The sequence below is a fragment of the Roseibium sediminicola genome, from assembly GCF_023156505.1.
GTDB classification, from domain to species: Bacteria; Pseudomonadota; Alphaproteobacteria; order Rhizobiales; family Stappiaceae; genus Roseibium; species Roseibium sediminicola.
Genome location: NZ_JALNMJ010000002.1, coordinates 40,786 through 63,259, shown reverse-complemented (window position 1 = coordinate 63,259; position 22,474 = coordinate 40,786). Strand labels below are relative to the sequence as shown.

The following is a 22,474-nucleotide window of genomic DNA, read 5'->3' as shown; positions in this document are numbered from 1 at the left end:
TAAAAAGCGCGGGAATATCGGCGTTCGGTCCTTGTGCCGCAGCCGCATTGGCAATGGCCGGACAAAGGACAGGATTTCAGTGGACCTTTATGCCCTTGACGGCGGCGAAACCGGCGTTGCGGATGTGTCTCGCGGCGGCCGATTGCCTGGGCTTGTCCTGCTGCTCGTCCTTCGCCCTGCCCTTGCGTGTGCTGGCAAAGGCGTTCCGCGGTTCCGGCTCCTTCTTGTCGAAGGCGGCCTCGACCGCGTCTTCCACTTCCGCCCGCTTCTGGGTGGCGATTCGATGGTGGAGGCGCGCGCCGGCAAGCGACTGCATCTTCTCCGCCTGTTCGTCCATCGTCTTCTGGATGCCATAGATGTTGTAGAAGCCGGAATGCTCCAGGATCATCGGCCGGTCGTCGTTCAAAAGCCAGCGCAGGCGCTTGAACAGGGTCGACGGCGACACTGGCTTGACCAGGACGTGATGGGCCCCTGCCCTCAAAGCCTTGTCGACCAGCGGCCGCGTGCCATGGGCGGTGATGAACAGGATCGGCACATAACACAGCGGCTCCATGTGCCGGTGCCGCACCAGCCGCAGGAACTGATAGCCCGAGGTCGGCGCCATGCGCCAGTCGGTGAGAATCACATTGGGCGGTTCGGCAAGGCTCGCTTCAAGCGCCTCGTCGACCGAATCAAAGACCCGCACCCGCGCGACCTTGAAGCTCAGAAGAATCGACCGGAGAATCGTCTGCATCGGTTTGCTGTCCTCAACGACGACAGCATCGATGTCCTCCATCGCAAGTCCGAAAGCGGCGTGATGTTTCATGAAATGCGGACCCTTTCCCTAACGGTTCCGCATAAAACCAGACCCGGCTTAAACCCGGTTCAAATTGGTCAGCGCCATTTTCTTCAAATTTTCATAAAATTCGATCTATCCTCATCCACAGGGATCGCTGCCATTGGATCGGGCACTCCTTCGCCTGGAAAGCAAGCGCTAATTTCCTAGGCTCCAGGCCGTCCCCACTCCGCTCCCCACTATCCACACCAGCACACAATATTTTGCGTTTGCCCACAATCTCGGCACTAGCTGTTGTCACTCGCGCCTTGACCTTAAGAATTCATTTACATTAGTTTCCTAATCATTGCGATGTGCGTAGTCGGAGCCCTTCCGGGCGCTCCGGTCATCCAAATCCACCAGTATCCGCGTACCGCTTCCGCGCCTTTTCAGCCAAAGCCGGGAGACGGGTATTTGTGTGCCGTTTTTCCGGCGCATGTCGTGACAAACCTGTTGATGACCACTATATATAGTGGATCAAGATACAAGATACGCTACATACAGGCTCACAAGCCTGTACCATGCAGGGCGACATCCGGTGACGAGGCAGGCGGAAACGCCGCGCCGGATGAGATGCGGACAAGACCGGTTCGGGGGAACCGGCCGGGATTTAAAGGGGACATTGAGAATGCGGATCGAGCGGCGCTATACCAAGGAAGGTCAATCGCCTTACGCAAGCATCGAATTCCGGAACGCGACCAGCGAGATCCGGAATCCGGACGGCTCCATCGTGTTCCGGCTGGAGAACATCCAGGTCCCGGCCCAGTTTTCTCAGGTCGCGTCCGACATCCTGGCGCAGAAATATTTCCGCAAGGCCGGCGTTCCGGCCAAGCTGAAGGCCGTTGAGGAAAACACCGTCCCGTCCTGGCTGTGGCGCCACGAGGCTGACGAGGCCGCCCTTGCCGACCTGCCGGAAGACGAGCAATACGGCTCGGAAATCGACGGCCGTCAGGTCTTCGACCGTCTCGCCGGCACCTGGACCTATTGGGGCTGGAAAGGCGGCTATTTCGACAAGGAAAGTGACGCCCAGGCTTTCTATGACGAGCTGCGCTACATGCTGGCGACCCAGAAGGTGGCGCCGAACTCCCCGCAATGGTTCAACACCGGCCTGCACTGGGCCTATGGCATCGACGGCCCGGGCCAGGGCCACTTCTATGTCGATTTCCAGACCGGCAAGCTCACCAAGTCCAAGAGCGCCTACGAGCATCCGCAGCCGCATGCCTGCTTCATCCAGTCCGTCGGCGATGATCTCGTCAACGAAGGCGGCATCATGGACCTGTGGGTCCGCGAGGCGCGCCTGTTCAAATACGGCTCCGGCACCGGCTCCAACTTCTCCCATGTGCGGTCCGAAGGCGAAAAGCTCTCCGGCGGCGGCAAGTCCTCCGGCCTGATGAGCTTTTTGAAGATCGGCGACCGGGCGGCCGGCGCGATCAAGTCCGGCGGCACCACCCGCCGCGCGGCCAAGATGGTCGTGGTCGACGTCGATCACCCGGATATCGAGGAATATATCAACTGGAAGGTCAAGGAAGAGCAGAAGGTGGCCGCGCTCGTCACCGGCTCCAAGATCTGCCAGAAGCACCTGACCGCCATCATGCGCGCCTGCGTCAATTGCGAGGCGGACAATGGCGACTGCTTCGATGCGTCCAAGAACCCGGCGCTGAAGCGCGAGATCCGCGCCGCCAAGAAGATGATGGTGCCGGAAAACTACATCCAGCGCGTCATCCAGTTCGCACGCCAAGGCTTCACCAAGATCGACTTCCCGACCTTCAACACGGATTGGGACAGCGAAGCCTATCTGACCGTTGCCGGCCAGAACTCCAACAACTCCGTACGCGTCACCGACGGCTTCCTCAATGCCGTTGTCGAGGACAGCGAATGGGACCTGACCGCCCGCAAGACCGGCGGCGTGCTGAAGACCGTCAAGGCCAAGGAACTGTGGGAACAGATCGGCTATGCCGCCTGGGCTTCCGCCGACCCGGGCCTGCAGTACCACACCACCATCAACGACTGGCACACGTGCCTTGCCGATGGCGAAATTCGCGCGTCCAACCCCTGCTCGGAATACATGTTCCTCGACGACACGGCCTGTAACCTGGCGTCGCTGAACCTGATGCAGTTCCGCCGCGAAGACCGCTCCTTCGACATCGACAACTACGAGCATGCCGTTCGCCTCTGGACCATCGTCCTGGAAATCTCGGTGCTGATGGCGCAGTTCCCTTCCAAGGAAATCGCGGAGCTCTCCTACAAGTTCCGGACCCTCGGTCTCGGCTACGCCAATATCGGCGGCCTGCTGATGACCTCCGGCATTTCCTACGATTCGGATGAAGGCCGCGCGCTGTGCGGTGCGCTCACCGCCGTCATGACCGGTGTTGCCTATGCGACCTCGGCCGAGATGGCCGGCGAGCTCGGCTCCTTCCCGGGCTACAAGAAAAACGCCAAGCACATGCTGAAGGTCATCCGCAACCACCGCCGCGCCGCCCATGGCGAGACGGACGGCTACGAGGACCTGAACACCAACCCGGTCGCCCTCGACCATGCCTCCTGCCCGGATCCGGTCATCGTGGAACGGGCCAGAAAGGCCTGGGACCGCGCCCTGGAACTGGGTGAAAAGAACGGCTACCGCAACGCCCAGTCCACCGTGATCGCGCCGACCGGCACGATTGGTCTCGTCATGGACTGCGACACCACCGGAATCGAACCGGACTTCGCCCTGGTGAAGTTCAAGAAGCTGGCCGGCGGCGGTTACTTCAAGATCATCAACCGCGCGGTTCCCGAAGCCCTCAGAGTGCTCGGCTACTCGGAAAGCGAGATCGGCGAGATCGAAGCCTATGCGGTCGGCCACGGCTCGATCGACCAGGCCCCGGGCATCAACCCGTCGGCGCTGAAGACAAAAGGCTTCACCGACGCGAGCCTGACCAAGCTGAAAGACGGCATGAAGTCGGCCTTCGACATCAAGTTCGTCTTCAACCGCTGGACCCTCGGCGACGAGCAGATGAAGGCCCTCGGCGTTTCCGACGAGCAGCTGGAAGATCCGGAATTCGACCTCCTGACCTTCCTCGGCTATTCCAAGGGCGAGATCGAAGCCGCCAACACCCATGTCTGCGGCGCGATGACCCTGGAAGGCGCACCGTTCCTGAAGGACGAGCACCTGCCGGTCTTCGACTGCGCCAACCCGTGCGGCCGCATCGGCAAGCGCTTCCTGTCGGTCGAAAGCCATATCCGCATGATGGCCGCGGCCCAGCCGTTCATCTCCGGCGCGATCTCCAAGACGATCAACATGCCGAACGATGCGACGGTCGAGGACTGCAAGGAAGCCTACATGCTGTCCTGGAAGCTGGCGCTGAAGGCCAACGCGCTCTACCGCGACGGCTCCAAGCTCTCCCAGCCGCTCAACGCCCAACTTCTGGCCGATGACGACGAGGACGAGGATGAGGCGATCGAGGAAATTGCCGCCAAGCCGCTGGCCGCCAAGGCCGAGGTTGTCGCCGAACGCATTGTCGAGCGCATCGTCGAGCGGGTCGTGCGCGAACAGGAAAAGCTGCCGGCACGCCGCAAAGGCTACACTCAGAAGGCCAAGATCGGCGGTCACACGGTGTTCCTGCGCACCGGCGAATATGACGACGGCCGTCTCGGCGAGATCTTCCTGGACATGAACAAGGAAGGCTCGGCCCTGCGCGCCTTCATCAACAACTTCGCCATCTCCGTCTCGCTCGGCCTGCAATACGGTGTGCCGCTGGAGGAATATGTCGACGCCTTCACCTTCACCAAATTCGAGCCGGCCGGCATGGTCCAGGGCAACGACGCGATCAAGAACGCGACGTCGATCCTCGATTATGTCTTCCGCGAGCTGGCGGTCTCCTATCTCGGCCGCCATGACCTGGCCCATGTGCCGCCGGAAGCCTTCAACGGCCCGGTCAGCGCCGGCGCGGTCAAGACCATGGACAAGGGCTCCTCGGGCGGCGTCGTCTCCCACGGCCTGGTCCGCGGCCAGACCGAACGCTTCCGCCTCGTCTCCGGCTCCGAGCCGGCGGGTGAGATCACGGAAACGGTGAAGGTCGAACTGGCGGGTTCCGTCTCGGCGCAGACCTCAGCCGTGGCAACGGCCTTTGCGCGCGGCGGCGAGGCAGCGGCGGCAGCCGTGGAGGTCTCCACCGCCCCTGCCCCGGTCAAGACGGCCGCCCAGCAGATCGCCCAGGCGCGCATGAAGGGTTATGAAGGCGAAAGCTGCGGCGAATGCGGCAACTTCACCATGGTCCGCAACGGCACCTGCCTGAAATGCGACACCTGCGGCAGCACAAGCGGCTGCAGCTAAAAACCAGCAGGCCTCCGCTCAAACGGAGGCCTGACTTTTTTGAACTGTCCCAAGCTTAGCCGGGAGTTCGCCCAGGCCGGTTTCACCACCGGTCTCAGCGCGGCTCCCGGCGCCCAGACAAGAAAAGACCCGCTTGCCGGTGACGGTGGGCGGGTTTTTGTGTGGGCTGGAGAACAGCGGCTGGAATGCATCGGCTTATTGATGCCAATCAAACCTTCGCCACGAACCGACCAACCCAAGGTTCAGCTAGTTGAAAATCTCAATATCAACAACTTCGCGGATTGGCAGGGCCGCAATTTCCCGTCATGTTTCAAGGCATGACATTTGGTGTTTTCCTTCACCGAACTGATTCAATCTATGACGACGTTCCGTCCGAGCGGTATCAGTTCCCAAAACAATACCTAACACGTGCCAAACAGTGTCAGGGAGACTGGATCGTTTACCTCGAACCCGGCAAGGTGAAGGGCACCAAAGGCTATTTCGCTGTTGCAAGAGTTCAGGAGATCATTGCCGATCCCAGAACCCCCGACATGCATTTGGCAATCATAGAGCCTGGAACATATCTCGATTTTGGCGATCCCGTTCCATTCCGTGTTGCAAATGATGTGGTAGAACGAGGCTTGCTCAATGATCAAAACAAGATCTCCGGTCGAGCACAAGCGGCCGTTCGAACGCTGTCTCAGGAAGACTTCGTGCGGATTGTCGAACTTGGTCTCGGTGATGAAAAAGCTATGCTACCGCGGAATGAACAGGCTGGAACAGCGACTGGCTTCGGAGAGGAACAAGTATCATTTCAGGACATGTCGCCAAGGGAACGTGTCAGTCAGTTGACCAATAGGGCCGTACGCGACCGGAATTTCCGAAAGACAGTTCTCAGGGCATACGGTGAACGCTGTGCCATCACAGGCTTGAAGCTGATAAATGGTGGCGGTCGCGCCGAAGTGGAAGCGGCACATATCAAACCGGTTGAACACAATGGCCCTGACATTGTCAGCAACGGGATTGCACTGTCCGGCACGGTGCATTGGATGTTCGATAGAGGACTCGTTGGCCTGTCGAGTGACTTTGACATTCTCGTTTCGAGGCAAACCAACGATCCAGATACGATCAAGTCAATGATCAACAAATCAGGAAAGCTCTTGCTTCCTGAAAGGCTTGCCAATCGACCACGCGATGAATTTTTAGCTTGGCATAAAAAGAACTGTTTCAAACAGTAAAAAACCTGAAGTTGCCGGCGCGTGCGCACCGTCTAGCTGATCACCAGTTTTTACAGCGCCTCTCCCCCTCCCCACAAAATTTCCCCCTTGCCATAAACACGCCGCAATGCAATTTATTGTATAGTCATCACTGTTAAACATCTCATGGTTGCAATTCTCTAAAATATTGCAACTTATCAGGTTTTCCGCACCCGTGTGGAAAATCGTTCATTTCCTGTTGCCTGCGCTCCGCGCAGGGCCGGGGAAACGCATAAGCAGGCGCCATAATGCAATCAATAGTTGCTTTCACGAATAATACCCGTTTGGGCTTTGTTTCCGACCGGCCGCGGCTCCGGCTTTGCCGGGTCTGAGTCGATGGAGGGCCTGGGCAGTGGCGGGCAGCGCAGCCAGGAGTTCCCCGGATGCCGCGCGGGGCAGTCCCCTCGCCGTGTGCGGCGGGCGCCGCCGGTGCGCGCGAGCCGCCGGCGGCGCGTTTCCTGCTGTGCGCCTCCATCGTGGGCAGAGTATGGCCCCCACGCGCCGCGAGCAGACCCGTCGCCAAGCCCAGTGGCAGCCCCAATACCGGGCCCAAAGTCAGGCCCAATGTCGGATCTGCTGCCCGGTGACAAATCTGGCGCCTGGAGCACCTTCAGGACTATCCCTGCGCGGTATCGCCCGGACCGGCGGCGCCGCACGGCGGCGGGCCCGCACACTTTCAACCCGGCGCCCGGCAACAGCCGGCGCCACACAGACGGCGGCAGCCCGGGTGATGCGGCCCGTGCCCTTGCAGCCCCCGGCACTGGGCCACGCCTCCGGTCCTCCCGGCCCGGGCTGCCGCCCCCCTCACCTCAAATCCGAAACGTCCCTCAAGCCCCTTGAGGACGACGGCGACGCAAGGCCGGGCTTCGGGCGGTCCCCAAAGCCGAACTTGCGGCATCGACGAAGAAACAATCATTCCAATGGGAGCAGTAGATGCCTGATTCAAACCAGACCCCAGAGTCGAGCCAAGTGGATGACCAGTGGTGGGTCAACGACCAGACGCCGGACAATCCCTTCGGCAAGAGCGAGGATTACGAGGCCTATCTCGAATATCTCGGCGCGCTGCCGCGCAGCCTGTCGCCGGATTTGGCGGCCGAGCCGCTGGTGATCAATGTCACCGAGCTGAACGACCATCCGGAGTATAAGGCCGCCGTGATCGGCGCGCTGCAGATGTGGTCGGCCACGACGCCGCTGCAATTCGAGATCGTCGACGACGCGGAGTTCGATCCGGATGCCCATTGGATGCAGATCGTCAGCCCGGAAATCGGCGAGCAGAACGACGGCAGCGCCTTTTCCAGCAACCGCTTCATCAGCGTTGGCCAGCGGTTCCACGACACCGAGCCGAACAAGACCGATATCGGCGGTTATGTCTTCGACACGTTCATTCACGAGCTCGGCCACGAATTCGGCCTGAACCATCCGGGGCTCTACAATTACAGCGGCCCGGGCGGCGTCCAGATCAACTATCTCAACAACGCCACATGGACCTATGACCGCCAGCAATACAGCGTCATGTCCTATTTCGACGGCATCGATGTCGGCGAAACCACCCGCTGGTCGGCCGTCACGCCGATGATGGCCGATATCGAGGCGGTGATCCGGCGCTATTATGCGACCGTCGACGAAGACACCGGCGAGCGCACCTACCAGACCATCGACCTGAACACCGGCGACAATGTCTACGGCTTCAACAGCACCGAATACGGCTATGAGCTGACCTCGGAGGGCATGCAGCACGATATCGGCTTTGTCATCCACGACACCGGCGGCGAGGACACGATCGACTTTTCCGGCTCCACCGCCGGCACGATCCTGGACCTGCGCGCCGGCCAGTTCTCCAGCGTCAACGGCCATTCCAACAATGTCTCGATCTTCGCCGGTCACAACGAAGACCAGAGCGAATATTACATCGAGAACGGCATCGGCAGCGATTATGACGATATCCTGATCGGCAACGATGGCGACAACATCCTCGATGGACGTGGCGGTGCGGACCGCATGGCCGGCGGCGCCGGCGACGATGTCTATTTCGTCGACAGCATCGACGACATTGTCCGGGAAGAAGAAGACGGCGGCAACGACACGATCTATGTCATCGGCAGCGGCATCGATCTCGGCGAGGTCGCCAATGTCGAGAACATCATCTATGTGAGCGGCACGGCCCAGCCCCCAGTGGATGACGGCGACGACGACGCGGATCCGGGCAATGCCGCCGGTTCGCTGACCAACATCATCGTCGGCGACGAGGGCGACAACGAACTGATCGGCGGTGCCGGTGGTGATACGATCTTCGGCCTGGACGGCGACGACTACATCGTCGGCGGCCGTGACACGCTCGCCAGCCGCGACATCAACAACACCATCCCGATCGATGAGCTGGAGGACCAGACCGAGACCGACGACGGCAATGACGCGCTTTATGGCGGACGCGGCAACGACACCATCCTGGGCGGGGCCGGCGACGACATTCTCGACGGCGGCGACGGCGACGATGTCCTGATGGGCCAGGCCGGGGCCGACACGTTCCGCGGCGGCGCGGGCGTCGACACGGTCGACTATTCCAACGAAAGCCCGTTCCAGCTGCTGGTCAACCTGGCGACCAACACCGCCAGCGGCGGCACGGCCTCCGGCGACACGTTCGACAGCATCGAGAACCTGATCGGCTCGGATGATCGCATCGACCGCTTCATCGGCACCGATGACGACAACCACTTCTGGGGCCGTGGCGGCGGCGACGTCTTCAATGGCGGCGGCGGCAACGACATTCTCGACGGCGGCAACGACGGCGACATCCTCTATGGTGACGCGGGCGACGACATTCTGATCGGCGGCGCCGGCCAGGACTATCTCGACGGCGGCGAAGGCAACGACACGGTCGACTATTCCGGCAGCGATGCCGGTGTCACGGTGGATCTCGGCAACGGCACGGCCAGCGGTGGCGACGCCACCGGACCGGTGCAGATCGTCGGCCGGGGCACGGCCATCCGCCACGACATCATCGTCGATGTCGAAAACGCGGTTGGATCCTATCATGACGATCACCTGATCGGCACGAAAGGGAAAAACGTTCTGTCCGGCGGCGCCGGCAACGATATCCTGACCGGCGGCAAGGGTCGTGACGTCCTGAACGGCGGTTCGGGCTCGGACACGGCGGACTATTCCACCTCCGACCGGGGCGTCAATCTGAACCTGGCGCGCGGCCGCTCCGAGGGCGACAAATACATCTCCATCGAGAACCTCTCCGGGTCCGGCTACAATGACAGGATCAAGGGCGACCGGGGCGACAACGTACTCACCGGCCAGGGCGGCAACGACGTCCTGAAAGGCGGGCGCGGCGACGATATCCTGTTCGGCGATTTCGGCGACCATGCCGATGAAATTCCGCAGCCCGGCATGGGCACCGGCTATGCCACGCTCGGACCGGACGCGACCAACAACTCGATCGCGACCGCCTTCGACATCTCCAACAACTTCTCGCTGACCGAAGACCCGAACATCTTCGACAGCACCTCCGTGCTGCACACCACAGTCAACGCCACCGGCAATGGTCTTGGTGGCTATTACAGCATCACCCTGGCGGCCGGCACCATCCTGACCATCGACATTGACGGCATCGCCGATCCGAATGTCCATGACAGCTGGGTGCGCCTGCTCGACAGCAATGGCGAGGTGGTCACCGAGAACGACGATAGCGGCGGCGATCCGGGGTCGACCTCGGGCCGGGATTCCAGCACGGTTTTCGTCGTTCAGGAAACCGGGACCTACTATATCCTGGAAGGCAGCTGGACCCCGGACGCGCCGGGCGGCTGGACCGAGGCCGTGCCGGAGGGTTCGACCTATACGCTCAATGTCTCGGTGGAGTTCCCGCCCGCGCCTGTCCAGCCTGGTGAAGCCGGCAATGACAAGCTCTTCGGCGGCCACGGCAACGACCTGCTGGATGGCGGTCTTGGCGCGGACATCCTGTCCGGCGGCCAGGGCGAGGATTCCTTCCGCTTCTCCACGGAGCTCGGAAACGGCAATGTGGACCGGATCAAGGACTTCAATGTCCATGACGACACGATCCTGCTGGACAAGTCGATCTTCGCCGAGCTGGACGAAGGCCTGCTTGATTTCACCGCGTTCCACAAGAGCGCGGCCGGGGTCGCCCAGGATGCCTTCGACCGGATCATCTACGACACCAATGACGGCACCCTCTCCTATGACGCCGACGGCACCGGCGACATCGAGGCGGTGCAGTTCGCGCAGCTGAGGTCCGGCCTCAACCTGTCTGCGGACGACTTCTTCGTCATCGCCTAGACTGACACCGGCGGGGCGCTTCTCAAGCGCCCCGCCTCTCCCCGCGATCTGATCGCGGCAACAGGAGGACAGATTGTTGACGACCCCGACCAAGCGCCCCTCGCCCCTTCTGGCCGCCGGATTGCTGGCCGCTGGCATCGGCGCGGCGGCTCCCTCACCGGCAGCTCAGGCAGCCGAAATCGGCGGCACCCTTTTCTACGAGGAGGGGGACAAGATCCCCGAAGGCCGGATCGAGATCATGCTGGAGACCGGCGCTGGCAACTCCGCAAACAGCACCGGCACCCGCCTGGAAAGCTCCGGCAGCTCAAAGGCCATCGCCTTTTCAGTACCCGCCCCCGATCAGGCGGCGGCGCCTCAAATCCTTTGGATCGTGGCTCGGCTGGAACGCGCTGACGGGTGGCTGCTTGCCCGCGGCAGCGCCAAGGTCGAGCCTGGCGCCCCGGTCGATATCACGCTGTTCAGGGTGATGTACTGACGGTTCCCGAAAATCAGCCCCACATGGCGGCGGGTGCGGTCGATTCACGGACCACGAGGGAGCCCCGGATGGCAATGTCCGCGGGAAAGATTGACGGGTCCAGGACCCGCTCCATGGCCGCGGCGGCCAGGTCCTCGATCGGCTGGCGCAGGGTCGTCAGCCGCGGCACGACCAGCGACGCCATCGAGATATCGTCGAAGCCCACAACGGATACATCCTGCGGCACGTGAATGCCGAGATCGCGGGCGCAGCGCAGCACGCCTATGGCCTGCTGATCGCTGGCGGTGGCAATGGCCGTCGTGCGCGCGCCCTTGCGCACCGGCAACAGGATCTCGCGTCCGATCGCCTCCCCGGTCTCAAAATCGAACGGGCCGGAATGGATCGTCAGTTCGATCGGATCCTCTGGCGTCGACAATTGATTGACCCTGGCGACAAAACCGTCCCGGCGCTGGCGGGCGACATCCATGCCTTCCGGCCCCGTGAGATAGGCGATGGTGCGGTGGCCGAGTTCATAAAGATGTTCAGCAACCTTGCCCGCGCCGTCACGCTGGTCGGTGGCCACCAGCGGATAGTTTCCATAGCGGCGGTCGAGCGAGACAATCGGAATGTCGGCGGAGGCGGGCCGGCTGGCGTCGGAGCCGGCGACCACGATCACGCCCGAAATTGAGCGGCCGTGCATGGCCCTGATCTGCTTGCGCTCAATGTCCGGATCGTCGTGCGAGTTGGACAACATCACCATGGCCCCGCGCGAGGCTGCCTCCATCTCGATGTTCTTGGCGAGCTGGGCAAAAAACGGATTGGTGATGTCCGGCACGATCAGGCCGACAACATCGGAACCATTGTGATCAACCATTTTCTGCTCCGGATCGATTTGGCATAAGCATCCGCTTTCATACGTAATGTTTAGGTCATACTTTGCCGCAAGAGGATTAATCAAAGGTGCTTGGAATACCAAAGGCAGCACTGTGCGTGTGGACAGCAAGCAAGGCGGTTCCGACGAAGGCCTTCCGGAACGCCTGTTCCGCTCCCGTTCATTCCCGTCCGAAGCGTTGCAGCAGCCGTCGGGTATCCGGTTTCGACCGGTGGCGGCGATCCATTGGAATGCTGTCGGCATAAAGGACCTCCACAGCGCCGAGCGCCTCGGCGCTCTGGCGCCAGTCCTGTATCCGGGAAGAATCGCCGGACAGGAACAGCACCGGCATGCCCCTGCCGTCGACCGTAAACGCGGCACCGGTCACGCCCGGCCATAGGCGCGCCGCCGTTTCCACCGAAAACCCGAACAGGCGGTCTTGTGCCGCGCCGTGGCGGCCGAGCAGCCAGAGACGGCCGGCCTCGTCCAGACGGCCGGCATCGCCGGTGCGGTGCCAGACGATATCGCCCTCGATAAGTTTGGTCTCCGCGTTGCGGGCCGGATCGAGATAACCGCGATTGACATGGGGACCGGAGACCAGGATCTCGTCGTCGACAAAGCGAAGCGTCGCTTCGCGGACCGGCGTTCCGGCCGGCAGGCCCTGCCCGGTTGCAGCCGCTTGCCAGTCCGCTTCGCTCAAGCTTTCCAGATGGGCATGGGCAATCGGTTCGGCTTCCGTCGAGCCGTAGACATTGGTCAGTCCGACCCCTGGATGCGCCGCCAGAAACTTGCGGGCGACGTCCGGATAGAGCGGTCCGCCGCCGGTCATGACCCGGTGAACGCTCTTCGGCAGGTCCGCGGCGAGCAATCTGGTGACCGTCACCGGCGGCACCAGAAGACGCGTTGCGCCGGTTTTTTCGGCGAGGCGGGTCAGCACTTCCGGCTTCATGCGGTCGTGACGGCGCAGGTTCCAGTTTGGCATCACCGCCGTGGTGCCATGGCCGATGCAGGTCAGCACAAAGGCGGGAAAGGCGACAATGTCGATCTCCTCCTTGTCGGACGCAATCAGCGGTGCAAGGGCCTCGTGCTGGGCACGCATCAGGCCATGGCTGCGTTCGATTGCCTTGGGCAGGCCGGTGCTGCCGCTGGTGAAGGAAATCAGCGCCGGATCCTCCGGCTGGAGCACCTCGCAGCCCTCCACCTGCCCCACCCTGGCCGCCTTCGCAGACAGTCGCACCGGTATGCGCCGGGTCTCGGGCAGAATGCGACCGAGCAGCCCGATGGCCATGCCGGTCAGAAGGCCTTTGGGCCGGGTGGCCCTGGCCGCATGCCTGAACCCGGCGAGCCCCATGGCAGGCTCCGGAAAAACGGCAACCGCCCCGAGGCGCCACAGGGCGGCAAGGCCTGCATAAAGATCGAGACCTGGGAAAAGCCCGATCAGCACCCGGTCACCCTTGCCGACCCCCTTTTGCGCAAACGTGGCGGCGAGCCCGCCGGAGTATCTTTCAAGGTCGCCATAGCTGATCGATGCGCCGGCCTTGTCGATGATCGCGATGTGCTCCGGCTGCCGCTGTGCCTCGCTCAGGAAATCCTGAATGAGGTTCAAAGCACCCGTCCCATCAAGGCATAACGGCGAAACACCGTGCCGCCGAACTTGCGGCTCTGGGCTTCCGAGGCAATGCCTTCGCGCATCAGGGCATGAATGACCTCAGTAAAGCCAAGCTCGCCAGCGAGTTCATGGACCCGGTCGGCCATGACCCGGCCAGCGCCAGGCAGCGAACCGACATAGGTCTTCAGGACAACAGCACCCTTGCGCAAGGGATCGGGAAAAGACAGCGTCAGCCCCCTCACCGCACCGGCCTCGTCCACAGCCCTCAGGATCAGCCGCGGATCCGCATGGGCCAGCAGCGGCGCATAGCGCGCGACAAACATGTCTTCCGGTACCGGCGTGAAAAACGGTGTTCGGGCAAAGCCCTCCATCACCAGCCTGTGGGCACTTGCGAGCAGTTTTTCCGGCTCCTCGCCGTTCCAGCTGTCAACGCCGAGGCCCTGCACCAGATCGGCGTAGCCGCGCGAGCCGGGTGCTGCCGTCGACGAAACATGCAGTTCGGCCACTTCGAACCCGGCGGTTTCATATGCGCCAAGGTCATGCGGTCCGGCCGCAGGCTCCATGAAAAAGCCCGGACTGCCGTCGGTCCAGACCGGCAGCCGGTAGGCGCCCCAGGTCGAGCCGTCCATCGGACCGACAACAGCCTCGTAGCCCTCTTCGCGCAGCCTATCGCAAGTTTCGCGGAGAAAGGCCGCACCGCTTTCGACCGCCTCAAAGGCCCCACAGCCGATCGCGGCAGTGCGCCTGCCATCCCAGGAAGGAACCTCGCGATGGATCTTTGGCAAGCTCATGACAGGGCCTCATAGATGTAGACGGGCAGAAGACAGATCAGGGCGACGATGGCCAGACGCAATCCCGGCGATCCAGCCGGCCAGTTTTTCGGACGCGCCGCTTCAATCAAGACCGCCAGCACGGTCACAGCCGCGACAATGGCGAACAGCGGCGAGGACGGCGTCCACCCCGTGAACGTAATCATGCCGGGCAGAAGCAGCCAGTAGGCCATCAGGAAGACAGCCACCGCCAGGACAGTACCAAAAATCCGGAATCGGCTGTCCCGGACCGCAAAGGCCGCGTAGCCCGCGCCGATGGCCGAAAAGCTCGCCGCGTAGAAGGCGATGGCGTTGACGCCGAAGACATTGCCCGTAACCAGCCAGGCGACGCCCGCAAGGATCAGGGTCGCGACGAAATCCAGGATCGGTTCCGTGTCGCCTTCGGTGGACCGGGCCAGGAGCGCCGCGGCAAAGGCCAGCACCGGCAAGACCGAATTGATGGGCGAAGCGACGACGGCGGACAGGAACAGCGCGACGGCGGCGGAGCGCGCCGCATGGGGCGTCATGCCGAGATGGGGCGCCGCCAGCCTGGCAATGAGCAGCAGCAGCAGCCAGCCGACCGTCAATGCGCCCAGAATGAGTGGCGTCGACTGTGCCCAGGTGCTCAGGAGGACAAAAATGCCGACCGGGACGAAGAGATTGTCGAGACCGCGCCAGCTGTCGGCTTCCACATAGGTCGCGAAGATCGAGACCAGCGTTGCCAGCCAGATGACATTGGGGCGGGGAATATCTGTTGCCAGCTGCAGGATGATCACGACCGTCATCCAGGTGACTACGAAGAAGGCCACGCTGCCCTCTACACTTTTGATCCGGTCGTCGCCACCAAAACGCAGCCGGCCGTATTCGGTGCCCACCAGAGCCGCGGCCGCGTCCGAAAGCGTCAGCACGGCAATCGGCAGAATGTACAGCGCCGGGTGACCGGGCGAGAGCACAAACAGAACAGTGACGGCGACCAGAAACAGAAAATCGCCCCAGGACCGGCGCTCTACGGAATGCAGCGATGCGCCGATGCCATCTGAAGCAATTCCGGGAATGCGCAGCACCAGCAAGGCACCCGCGGCAAGGCCCGCGAACACGAGAAACCCTTCCCGGGTCAGCAGGAGCGGCAGCATCATGGCATGGACGCCAACTCCGACATGAACCGCCTTGCGCTGGCTTTCCGCGCCGATCACGAACCGGTCCGCGACTTTTCGGATGATCGCCGCCAGCGCGAAGAGCGCGATCACCGAGGCAACGGCAATGACGATCTGGACGATCAAGAATCCGTCTCCTCGATCACGAGGTCAGCATAGAAAAAGGCCTTGTCGACCTGTTTCATGCGCGCTTCCAGCTCCGGCAGGCGGCGGACGCGACCCGCGAACGCCGAGGGGGCCGAACGCGGCGCCATCATGTTCCAGTAGACGAACCTTGCCCCGGGGGCCGCGCGCTCTAGCAGCCGGCCATAGACCTCGGCCGTTTCCGCCACAGACATATACTCAAAAATGTCGGAGAGATTGAAGCCGTCGAAGACACCCAGTTCACCGCGGTCGACCGGTCCGGTCACCAGGGTGATGCGATCAACACGCTCGGCGATGATCGCGTAATTCTCGGGCCGCCAGGCGGTCGGCAAAGCCCCGTCATTGGTGCCCGTCAGGATATGGCGCATGTAGGGGTTTTCACTCGGATCCTGATCGACGGCGGCGAAACGTACCTTCCGGCGGACATGGGCCCCTGCGCTGCCCTCGACGTGATCGAAAAAGGCGGGGTCGCGTCCGAGCCAGCCCATTACGGTTTTGGAAAAAAACAGGCTGGTGGCGAGTTTCCAGCGGCGGTTGTTCCAGCGTGCCTCGAAAAACACTTCACGAGCGCTTTTCTCGCGTACGATAAAAACGCTCTCGATGGTTCTCCGGGAGTGAATGAGCGGCAGAATATAGCGGCGGAACAGGCGAAAATAATTCTCGAACTTGCCGATATTGCCGGCTCCGAACCGGGTCACATCCGGCAAGTGTTCCCGCCAAAACGTCTGTGTTTCCGGATCGCACGCCTGCAGCACCTGCTCCAATAGCTCCGGGCGCCGCGCCGAATTCGTTACGCCGATCAGCTCCAGAAACTCGGCGTGCGACAAGCATAGATAAGCGGCGATGCGCAGTCTGAGGCAGGCGATCTGGGCGGGCGAAAGATCCGCGGCGACGACCTCTTTCGGATCGAGCAGCAGCAGCGCCAGCGCGTTGTCTCCGGCCGCGCAGATCGACAGGAAGCGCTGGCCGGCCTGCGGCTGCATCGCGCCCAGAAGCACGTCTGCGTCTTCCCAGGCGCGGGCATAGCGGATGGCATCGAAACGGGCACGCTGGTCAATCGATTGTGTCATGGCAATTTCTTCACCCAGCCGTTGGAGCCGTCAACCTCGATCCTGTCACCGGTTTGGATCCAGGAACAGGCGTCCTTTACGGCGACGACACAGGGAATGCCAAGCTCCCGCGAGACGATGGCCGAATGGGACAGGACGCTGCCGCGCTCACCTATCACGGCCGCGGCATTGGCGAAATGGGAGATCCAGCCGGGATCGGTGTGGCGGGCGACCAGGATTTCGCCGGCCTGCACCTGTTCCTCCGCCGGATCGCGGATCACCCGGGCGATGCCAATCACAACACCGCCTCCGCAGGCCGTACCGCGCCGTTCGGTTTCGCCGACGTCTCCGGCCGTTTCCTGAACCGTCGCGAGCCGGCTTGCCCGGTCGATGACCGAGCCACGCACCAGGATCCGTTCGGGCGGTTCCGGCAGCCGCGCCGCCGCAGCCCGCTCCGCTCGCCTCAATTCCACCAGCGCCTTGATATTGCCGTCGGCCGCAGCGCCCTCGGCAATGGCGAGCAACTCGTCCAGGGACAGGAAAAAAACATCATCGGCCTCATCCAGATGACCGGTTGCCGTGAGGGACGCGCCCATGGCACGGAACACGCGTCTGGCATAGCCGAAGATGCGGGTGCGCTCGAAGCGCAGGTTTTCCCGGTCCCGCACCCTGGCCTTGGCATAGGAGAGTGCCAGGCCGGCAAGCCGGCGCCGGAAGGGCCTTCCGGAAAACAAACGTTTCAGCTCCGCCTCCGGCGCCGTGCGTTCGCGAGGGTTGGCTGTGTGAGACGCCGAGGCAAGCACGGCGCGGAACAGCGCTCCGGGCTCCTCATCCAGCGTTGGCTCTTCCAGTTTCAACTCGCCAATGCGCCGGTCGCCGAAACGGTTGAGGTAATCGGTGAGCAACGGCCCCAATACCGGCAAAGCGAAGATCGCATCCCGGTCGCCGGCAGCGAGCAGATCGGCTGCGCCCGGCGTTGTCCGGACAACCTCTCCCATTTCCCGGATTAGGCGCGCGGGTTCAGCGGAGACAATATCGCCCTGACCGATCATGACATCGTTGTGGAGCGCCAGTCCGTCGTCGCCGGCCCATTTTTCAAGCAGCGCACGAGAGCCGCCAAAGGCCATCATGCACATGAAATCATTGACGATCGGCGCGTCCCAATCGTCCAGAAGCGCCCTTTCGACCCGGCGAAATTCGGCCGCCAGCTCCGAAAGTGGGCGCTTTTCCAGCTTGGACCATTGTTCGCGCGGCGGCACGGTCTTGCCGATGCGGGCCATGAATCCGGCTTTGATGGAGGTCAGACGAAACGCAGCGAAGGCGAGCCCCGCCACCATGCGGGCCGCGGAGAACAGCCCCTTGGACGGCTCGATCCCGGCCATGACTTCATCCGGCAGTGGCTCGGAGACACCCATCATGGTTTCCATGTGCTGCCGGTTGCTGGAGAAAAACGGCAGCAGCGACAACAGCCGGTACCAGTTGCCGAGATTGTAATAGAGGCGCCCATCGATGCGCGCGAGCATGTTGGCAAGCTCGGTGTCGTGGGACCGGATGACCTCGTCCCGGATCCCGATCAGTGCCAGGAACGTCCGGTAGACCCTTGCATAGGCCTCAACGGCGAAACTGTAAGTGAGCGGCGACACAAGCCCCGGATAGCTCTCGACGATGTTGGAATTGTCGAACACCAGCAACCGGGGTTCCCCGGCCCCTTCCGGCAGAAGGTCCGTCGTGATCGGCCGCGCCTGCAACAGATGCGGTGCGGCCTCACCCGTTGCCCATGCCCATTCGATGTCCTGCGGTGCGCCCCTTGCCGCGCTGACATCCGCGCACAATCGCGCGATCCTTTGCGCCTCGTCCGCGCTCAAGGCACTGTCACCGGAGGGCATCTCAAGCGCTTCGAAATGCGATTGCGAGAACCGCCAGGTCTCGCCGCTGACCTCGCCGGAGACCAACGTCTCTCCCAGGCCGGCAGTGGCCGCAACCACGATCTGATCGCGCCGTCCGCTGACCGGATCCGCGGCAAAGGCCACGCCTGCGGCCCTTGCATCGACCATGGCCTGGACGATGACCGAAGGCATGTCGGTCTCCGTCAGCCCGCGCGCTTCGCGATAGGCCGTCACACTGTCCGCCAGACCGGAGGCAAAGACCCGTTCGGCCGCGTCCGGCACGTCGACCGCCGACATGTTCAACAGCGTCAGGAATTGCCCGGCATGGGAATCCTGGGCACCGTCCTCCGCGCGCCCAGAAGAGCGCACGGCAAAGGCCGATCCGGCCAGAGTGCGCACGGCCTCGTTAAGGCGCTCGCGCATGTCCCGTTCAAGGCGCCCGTCCTGAAAACACTCCGGCGGAATCACGACAAACCGCGGTACCTTGAAGCCTTTGGCGGCCATTTCGGCCAGCACGAAGGCCTTGCCGCCGACAACCTGCGACGACGACCTTGCAGCCGCTTCCAACCCGATGAGCCCGGTCACGAAGCACCTCCGAGGCTTGGCGCAAAGGCAGCCGCAAGATAGCAGGCGAGAACCCAGACACCGGACAACGTCTCCAGACGTTTCTGGTGTTTCGGGTTGGGATGGCGCGCGAAGGCGAAAAGGGTCCAGGCAAACGGAGCGAGGATCACCAGCCCGCACAGCGCTGTCACCAGGGGCCGCCCCAGGTAGATCCCGCAAACCAAAAGAGCAAAAAATGCGATGGCGGTCACAATTCCGAGCGCCGTCAGCGAACGCCTGATCCCCCAGGCGGAAGAGTAGGTCTCGACACCTTCCCGCTCGTTCTCAGGCGCCCAGATCTTGCGGCCGAATTCAATGACGCAGCCATTGGCGAAACTCATCAGCAGGAAGGTCCAGAGGCCCTCCGGAACGGTGCCGAAGGGCACCCATTCGCAGCCGGTCAGCACAAGGTCGATCAACGGCATGATCGCCATATGCGATATCAGATAAAGCGCCGGTGAACGGTGCAGGAAGGCGGGCGCGAAGAACTCGACGCTCATCAGGGCCAGCCAGGCCCAGGTGATCCCGACCAGCAGCAGCAAAACCGGCGACAGCCCATACGCAGCAAGCGCTGCCGGAATTGCCGCGATGCCCGCCAGCCACAGGATCAACTTGAGCGATACCAGTCCGCGCGGGATCGGCCGTTCGGGCCGGTAACGCCGGTCGATATCGGCATCCTTGACCTCGTCCAGTGCCCGCATCTGCCAGAAAAACACCATCACGATCAGGAAGGCGGTGAGATAGGCATCTGGCCCCGGCAGAGGCCGGTCGGCGAGCCGGGCCGACGCCGTCACGGATGCAGCGGAAAAAGCGCCGAGCAGCGGCACGGTCTGGATCAGTGGAAAGCGTTCGGCCTGATAGGTCCAGAGCCGCGAAAGCAATGGCGCGTCATTCTCCGTCCGCACACTCATGTCTTGGAGCCCCGGGCAAGGCGCTTGTGCGCGCTGCCGAATTGCCCGCCGGCAACGGCTGCCGTCAGGGAGAGCTCACCGCAGAGGCACAGCGCCGCAGCGACTTCTGCCAGCGCCGGCGCATGGCCGGTGCCCTTCAGGCCCAGAACATCAAGACCGGCTGCCTGCGACGGCAAACCGGTGCCGCCGCCCACCGTACCCAGGATCAGGTTGGGCAGCGTGACCGTGACCAGCAGGCCTGTGGCGCTGCGTTCCATCCGGGTGAAGCCGACAGCGGATTCGGCGACGCAGGCGACATCCTGGCCGGTGGCAAGGTAAAGCGCAGCAAGACCGTTGGCGAAATGGGCCTGGGCGCCAACCTGCCCGGTCATCAACGCTCCCAGATTGGCGATCCGGCCATATTCGAGGATCTCGTCGATGGATGCCCCCAGCGTGGTTTCGACCACCTCGCGCGGCATGTCGACCTGCGCGGTGACCCGGCGCCCCCGGCCGAGCATGGTGCCGAGAAAGCTCGCTTTCTTGTCGCCGGAGAAATTGGCCTCCAGGAACCAGGATCGGGGTTGCACCGGTGACTGGTCCAGCGCGTGCGCACAGAGGGCCTCGGTGGCGAAGGTGACCATGTTCTGGCCGGCGGCGTCTCCAGTCTCGTAGCGGCACATCAGAAAGACGATCTCACCGTCGATCACCGGATCGATCGAGAGCAGCTTGCCATGGCTGGTGGTTGCTTCGGCCGCCGAGATCAGCGCCTCTGCCGAGGAGACCACCCAATTCACGAAGAGGCCTGCTTCCGCAATGGAGGCAAAGCGGAAGGCCGGGGTGCGCAGGACCCCTTCCCCGAGCGTTGCCACACTGACCCCGCCGGACCTGCCGACGGCCTTGGCGCCGCGTGCATACGAGGCCACCAGCGCAGCCTCGGTCGTCGCCAAGGGCACGAAATAGTCGTCATGGGCAAAGACACCGTTGACGCGCAGCGGTCCGACCACACCGACCGGCACCTTCACCGTGCCGATCATGTTCTCGATATTGCCGGCATAGGTCTCCGCTTCCGAAAGCGTTCGTTCGTCCGCGAGTTCCACCCGCGCCGTCTCCGGCACGCCGGCTTTCGTCATCCGCGCCCAGATCCTGTTGATCGCGGCGGCAGACGGCTTCGGCAGGGTCATCAGCGGCGCCGGCGCCCCGGCGCGCGGTGTCAGGCGCGCGGCAATCGCGGACGGTTCGGCCTTGGCCTTGAGCTTTTTCAGAAAATGAAGGGTCTTGGGCGGGATCGGCATGAGCTGCGACTTGAAATAAGGAACGAATAGAAGGCGGCCCGCTGCACGAACCGAACGGGATAATGGCACGGAAGGCTAACAAAGCTTTGTAAAAAATCGCTAATGCCGTTTGCGGATGCTGGCGCTCTCGTCCGAGCAAGCAGTCAGGCCCGCTGCCGCCCCCCCTTTTTAGGGACGCGTCAGACCTCTTCATGAAACTGTTCAGATGCATTGGTTTCATTCGTCGCTCCCCGTTTCTGCCGGTTTTGGCCGTTTATGGGGACCAGGAACGAGTCGGGTTCTCAAGAAACGTCGTCATGCTTTCGACTGAAGCCAGGTCAGCACGTCAAGCGCATTCCCGGCCGGGTCGTCCACCGGATAGAACACCTGCCGGATGGTGCCGTCTTCGATGACCAATGTGAGACGTTTCAGGAGCCGCATGCCGCCCGCTTCGAAAACCGGCAGGTCCAGACCGGACGCGAATTTCAGGTCCGCATCGGAAAGTACCTCGAATGGCAGGCCCAGCCGGGATTTCATTTCGAACTGGTAGGGCGTGTCTTGCGTGGACAGTCCAAATACACGATTAGCTCCTGCGGCGAGAATCTCCCGGTAGTGAGAGGCAAACCCTTTGCACTGAGGCGTGCACCCACGGGCACCCGGAATTTGGTCCCATCCCTCGATCGGAGGAGAATCCGGAGGGCTGGTGCGCGGATAGGCGTAAAGGACGGTGAGGCCCTTGAGGCTCGAAAGATCAACAATTTCTCCGTCCGTGGCCGGCAGACCAACAGTGGGAACGTGTTTGTTTTCCAGTTTCACTTTCAAGGTTTCCAAACCCTCGCCTTCCTTCGTCGCAACACTTTTGACCCTTGTTCTCCACGGAACGATAAAACGCATAAACCATTGTTTTTCTGAAGAACACTATTTCAGCCGACAAGTTCCACAGCAAAGAAAACCCGTAAAAACTCTATATTTCAGAGATTTAGATTTTTCAGCTCTTGCAGACCTGAGAAGGTCGGGCACTGCCGATCGCAATTTTTCGACAGGTAATCCCGGACAACCCATCGGCAAAGCAGCTTG

General features: G+C 62.4%; 15 protein-coding genes. 5 read left to right on the top strand and 10 right to left on the bottom strand.

Going from position 1 to position 22,474, the window contains the following annotated elements; all coding sequences use genetic code 11:
* Positions 1 to 76 precede the first annotated feature (76 nt).
* Positions 77 to 805, bottom strand: a complete 729-nt coding sequence (locus tag M0H32_RS03325) for a response regulator (protein ID WP_248150680.1) — start codon at positions 803 to 805, stop codon at positions 77 to 79.
* Positions 806 to 1,442: 637 nt separating this feature from the next.
* Between M0H32_RS03325 and M0H32_RS03320 the strand changes: the two genes are divergently transcribed.
* The 5 genes from M0H32_RS03320 (at position 1,443) to M0H32_RS03300 (ending at position 11,132) form a co-directional block, all read left to right on the top strand.
* Positions 1,443 to 5,126, top strand: a complete 3,684-nt coding sequence (locus M0H32_RS03320; RefSeq protein WP_248150677.1) for a vitamin B12-dependent ribonucleotide reductase — start codon at positions 1,443 to 1,445, stop codon at positions 5,124 to 5,126.
* A gap of 39 nt (positions 5,127 to 5,165) precedes the next feature.
* Entirely contained in the window at positions 5,166 to 5,447 is a 282-nt protein-coding gene (locus tag M0H32_RS03315; RefSeq protein ID WP_248150675.1) for a hypothetical protein, read from the top strand.
* The gene (locus M0H32_RS03310; RefSeq protein WP_248151745.1) at positions 5,444 to 6,343 is read left to right on the top strand and encodes an HNH endonuclease; all 900 of its coding nucleotides are present in this window, start codon (positions 5,444 to 5,446) and stop codon (positions 6,341 to 6,343) included. Before M0H32_RS03315 ends, M0H32_RS03310 begins: the two co-directional genes overlap by 4 nt.
* Before the next feature lie 951 nt (positions 6,344 to 7,294).
* Positions 7,295 to 10,657, top strand: coding sequence for a M10 family metallopeptidase C-terminal domain-containing protein (locus M0H32_RS03305; protein WP_248150673.1), 3,363 nt, complete (start codon positions 7,295 to 7,297; stop codon positions 10,655 to 10,657).
* A 73-nt stretch (positions 10,658 to 10,730) separates the two neighbouring features.
* On the top strand, positions 10,731 to 11,132 hold the full coding sequence (locus M0H32_RS03300; protein WP_248150671.1) for a hypothetical protein: 402 nt from the start codon (positions 10,731 to 10,733) through the stop codon (positions 11,130 to 11,132).
* 13 nt (positions 11,133 to 11,145) lie between these two features.
* Here M0H32_RS03300 and M0H32_RS03295 read toward each other — a convergent pair whose 3' ends face one another.
* From M0H32_RS03295 to M0H32_RS03255, 9 genes are all read right to left on the bottom strand, one after another.
* Complete coding sequence (locus M0H32_RS03295) at positions 11,146 to 11,985, bottom strand: LacI family DNA-binding transcriptional regulator (RefSeq protein ID WP_248150669.1); 840 nt, start codon at positions 11,983 to 11,985, stop codon at positions 11,146 to 11,148.
* Between the two features lie 178 nt (positions 11,986 to 12,163).
* Entirely contained in the window at positions 12,164 to 13,588 is a 1,425-nt protein-coding gene (locus tag M0H32_RS03290) for an AMP-binding protein (RefSeq protein ID WP_248150666.1), read from the bottom strand.
* Positions 13,585 to 14,382, bottom strand: a complete 798-nt coding sequence (locus tag M0H32_RS03285) for a hypothetical protein (protein ID WP_248150663.1) — start codon at positions 14,380 to 14,382, stop codon at positions 13,585 to 13,587. The genes M0H32_RS03290 and M0H32_RS03285 overlap by 4 nt, the downstream gene beginning before the upstream one ends.
* A complete protein-coding gene (locus M0H32_RS03280; RefSeq protein ID WP_248150661.1) occupies positions 14,379 to 15,680 on the bottom strand; it encodes a diacylglycerol/polyprenol kinase family protein in 1,302 nt (433 codons plus the stop codon). The genes M0H32_RS03285 and M0H32_RS03280 overlap by 4 nt, the downstream gene beginning before the upstream one ends.
* On the bottom strand, positions 15,677 to 16,768 hold the full coding sequence (locus M0H32_RS03275; protein ID WP_248150658.1) for a DUF3419 family protein: 1,092 nt from the start codon (positions 16,766 to 16,768) through the stop codon (positions 15,677 to 15,679). The genes M0H32_RS03280 and M0H32_RS03275 overlap by 4 nt, the downstream gene beginning before the upstream one ends.
* Positions 16,765 to 19,218 carry a PEP/pyruvate-binding domain-containing protein gene (locus M0H32_RS03270; protein WP_248150656.1) on the bottom strand — a complete coding sequence of 818 codons (2,454 nt, stop codon included), beginning with the start codon at positions 19,216 to 19,218 and terminating at the stop codon, positions 16,765 to 16,767. The genes M0H32_RS03275 and M0H32_RS03270 overlap by 4 nt, the downstream gene beginning before the upstream one ends.
* The gene (locus M0H32_RS03265) at positions 19,215 to 20,147 is read right to left on the bottom strand and encodes a UbiA family prenyltransferase (protein WP_248150653.1); all 933 of its coding nucleotides are present in this window, start codon (positions 20,145 to 20,147) and stop codon (positions 19,215 to 19,217) included. Before M0H32_RS03265 ends, M0H32_RS03270 begins: the two co-directional genes overlap by 4 nt.
* Positions 20,144 to 21,418 carry a hypothetical protein gene (locus M0H32_RS03260; RefSeq protein WP_248150651.1) on the bottom strand — a complete coding sequence of 425 codons (1,275 nt, stop codon included), beginning with the start codon at positions 21,416 to 21,418 and terminating at the stop codon, positions 20,144 to 20,146. Before M0H32_RS03260 ends, M0H32_RS03265 begins: the two co-directional genes overlap by 4 nt.
* 294 nt (positions 21,419 to 21,712) lie before the next feature.
* Positions 21,713 to 22,228 (bottom strand): peroxiredoxin, encoded by a 516-nt coding sequence (locus M0H32_RS03255; protein WP_248150649.1) that lies wholly within the window; start codon positions 22,226 to 22,228, stop codon positions 21,713 to 21,715.
* Positions 22,229 to 22,474: the final 246 nt, after the last annotated feature.

Bases quoted from the DNA above. Each gene is read 5' to 3' on its own strand.
- M0H32_RS03310 (WP_248151745.1), top strand. From the start codon at position 5,444: ATGACATTTGGTGTTTTCCTTCACCGAACTGATTCAATCTATGACGAC.
- M0H32_RS03320 (WP_248150677.1), top strand. From the start codon at position 1,443: ATGCGGATCGAGCGGCGCTATACCAAGGAAGGTCAATCGCCTTACGCA.
- M0H32_RS03325 (WP_248150680.1), bottom strand. From the start codon at position 805: ATGAAACATCACGCCGCTTTCGGACTTGCGATGGAGGACATCGATGCT.
- M0H32_RS03305 (WP_248150673.1), top strand. From the start codon at position 7,295: ATGCCTGATTCAAACCAGACCCCAGAGTCGAGCCAAGTGGATGACCAG.
- M0H32_RS03260 (WP_248150651.1), bottom strand. From the start codon at position 21,418: ATGCCGATCCCGCCCAAGACCCTTCATTTTCTGAAAAAGCTCAAGGCC.
- M0H32_RS03265 (WP_248150653.1), bottom strand. From the start codon at position 20,147: ATGAGTGTGCGGACGGAGAATGACGCGCCATTGCTTTCGCGGCTCTGG.
- M0H32_RS03295 (WP_248150669.1), bottom strand. From the start codon at position 11,985: ATGGTTGATCACAATGGTTCCGATGTTGTCGGCCTGATCGTGCCGGAC.
- M0H32_RS03275 (WP_248150658.1), bottom strand. From the start codon at position 16,768: ATGACACAATCGATTGACCAGCGTGCCCGTTTCGATGCCATCCGCTAT.
- M0H32_RS03285 (WP_248150663.1), bottom strand. From the start codon at position 14,382: ATGAGCTTGCCAAAGATCCATCGCGAGGTTCCTTCCTGGGATGGCAGG.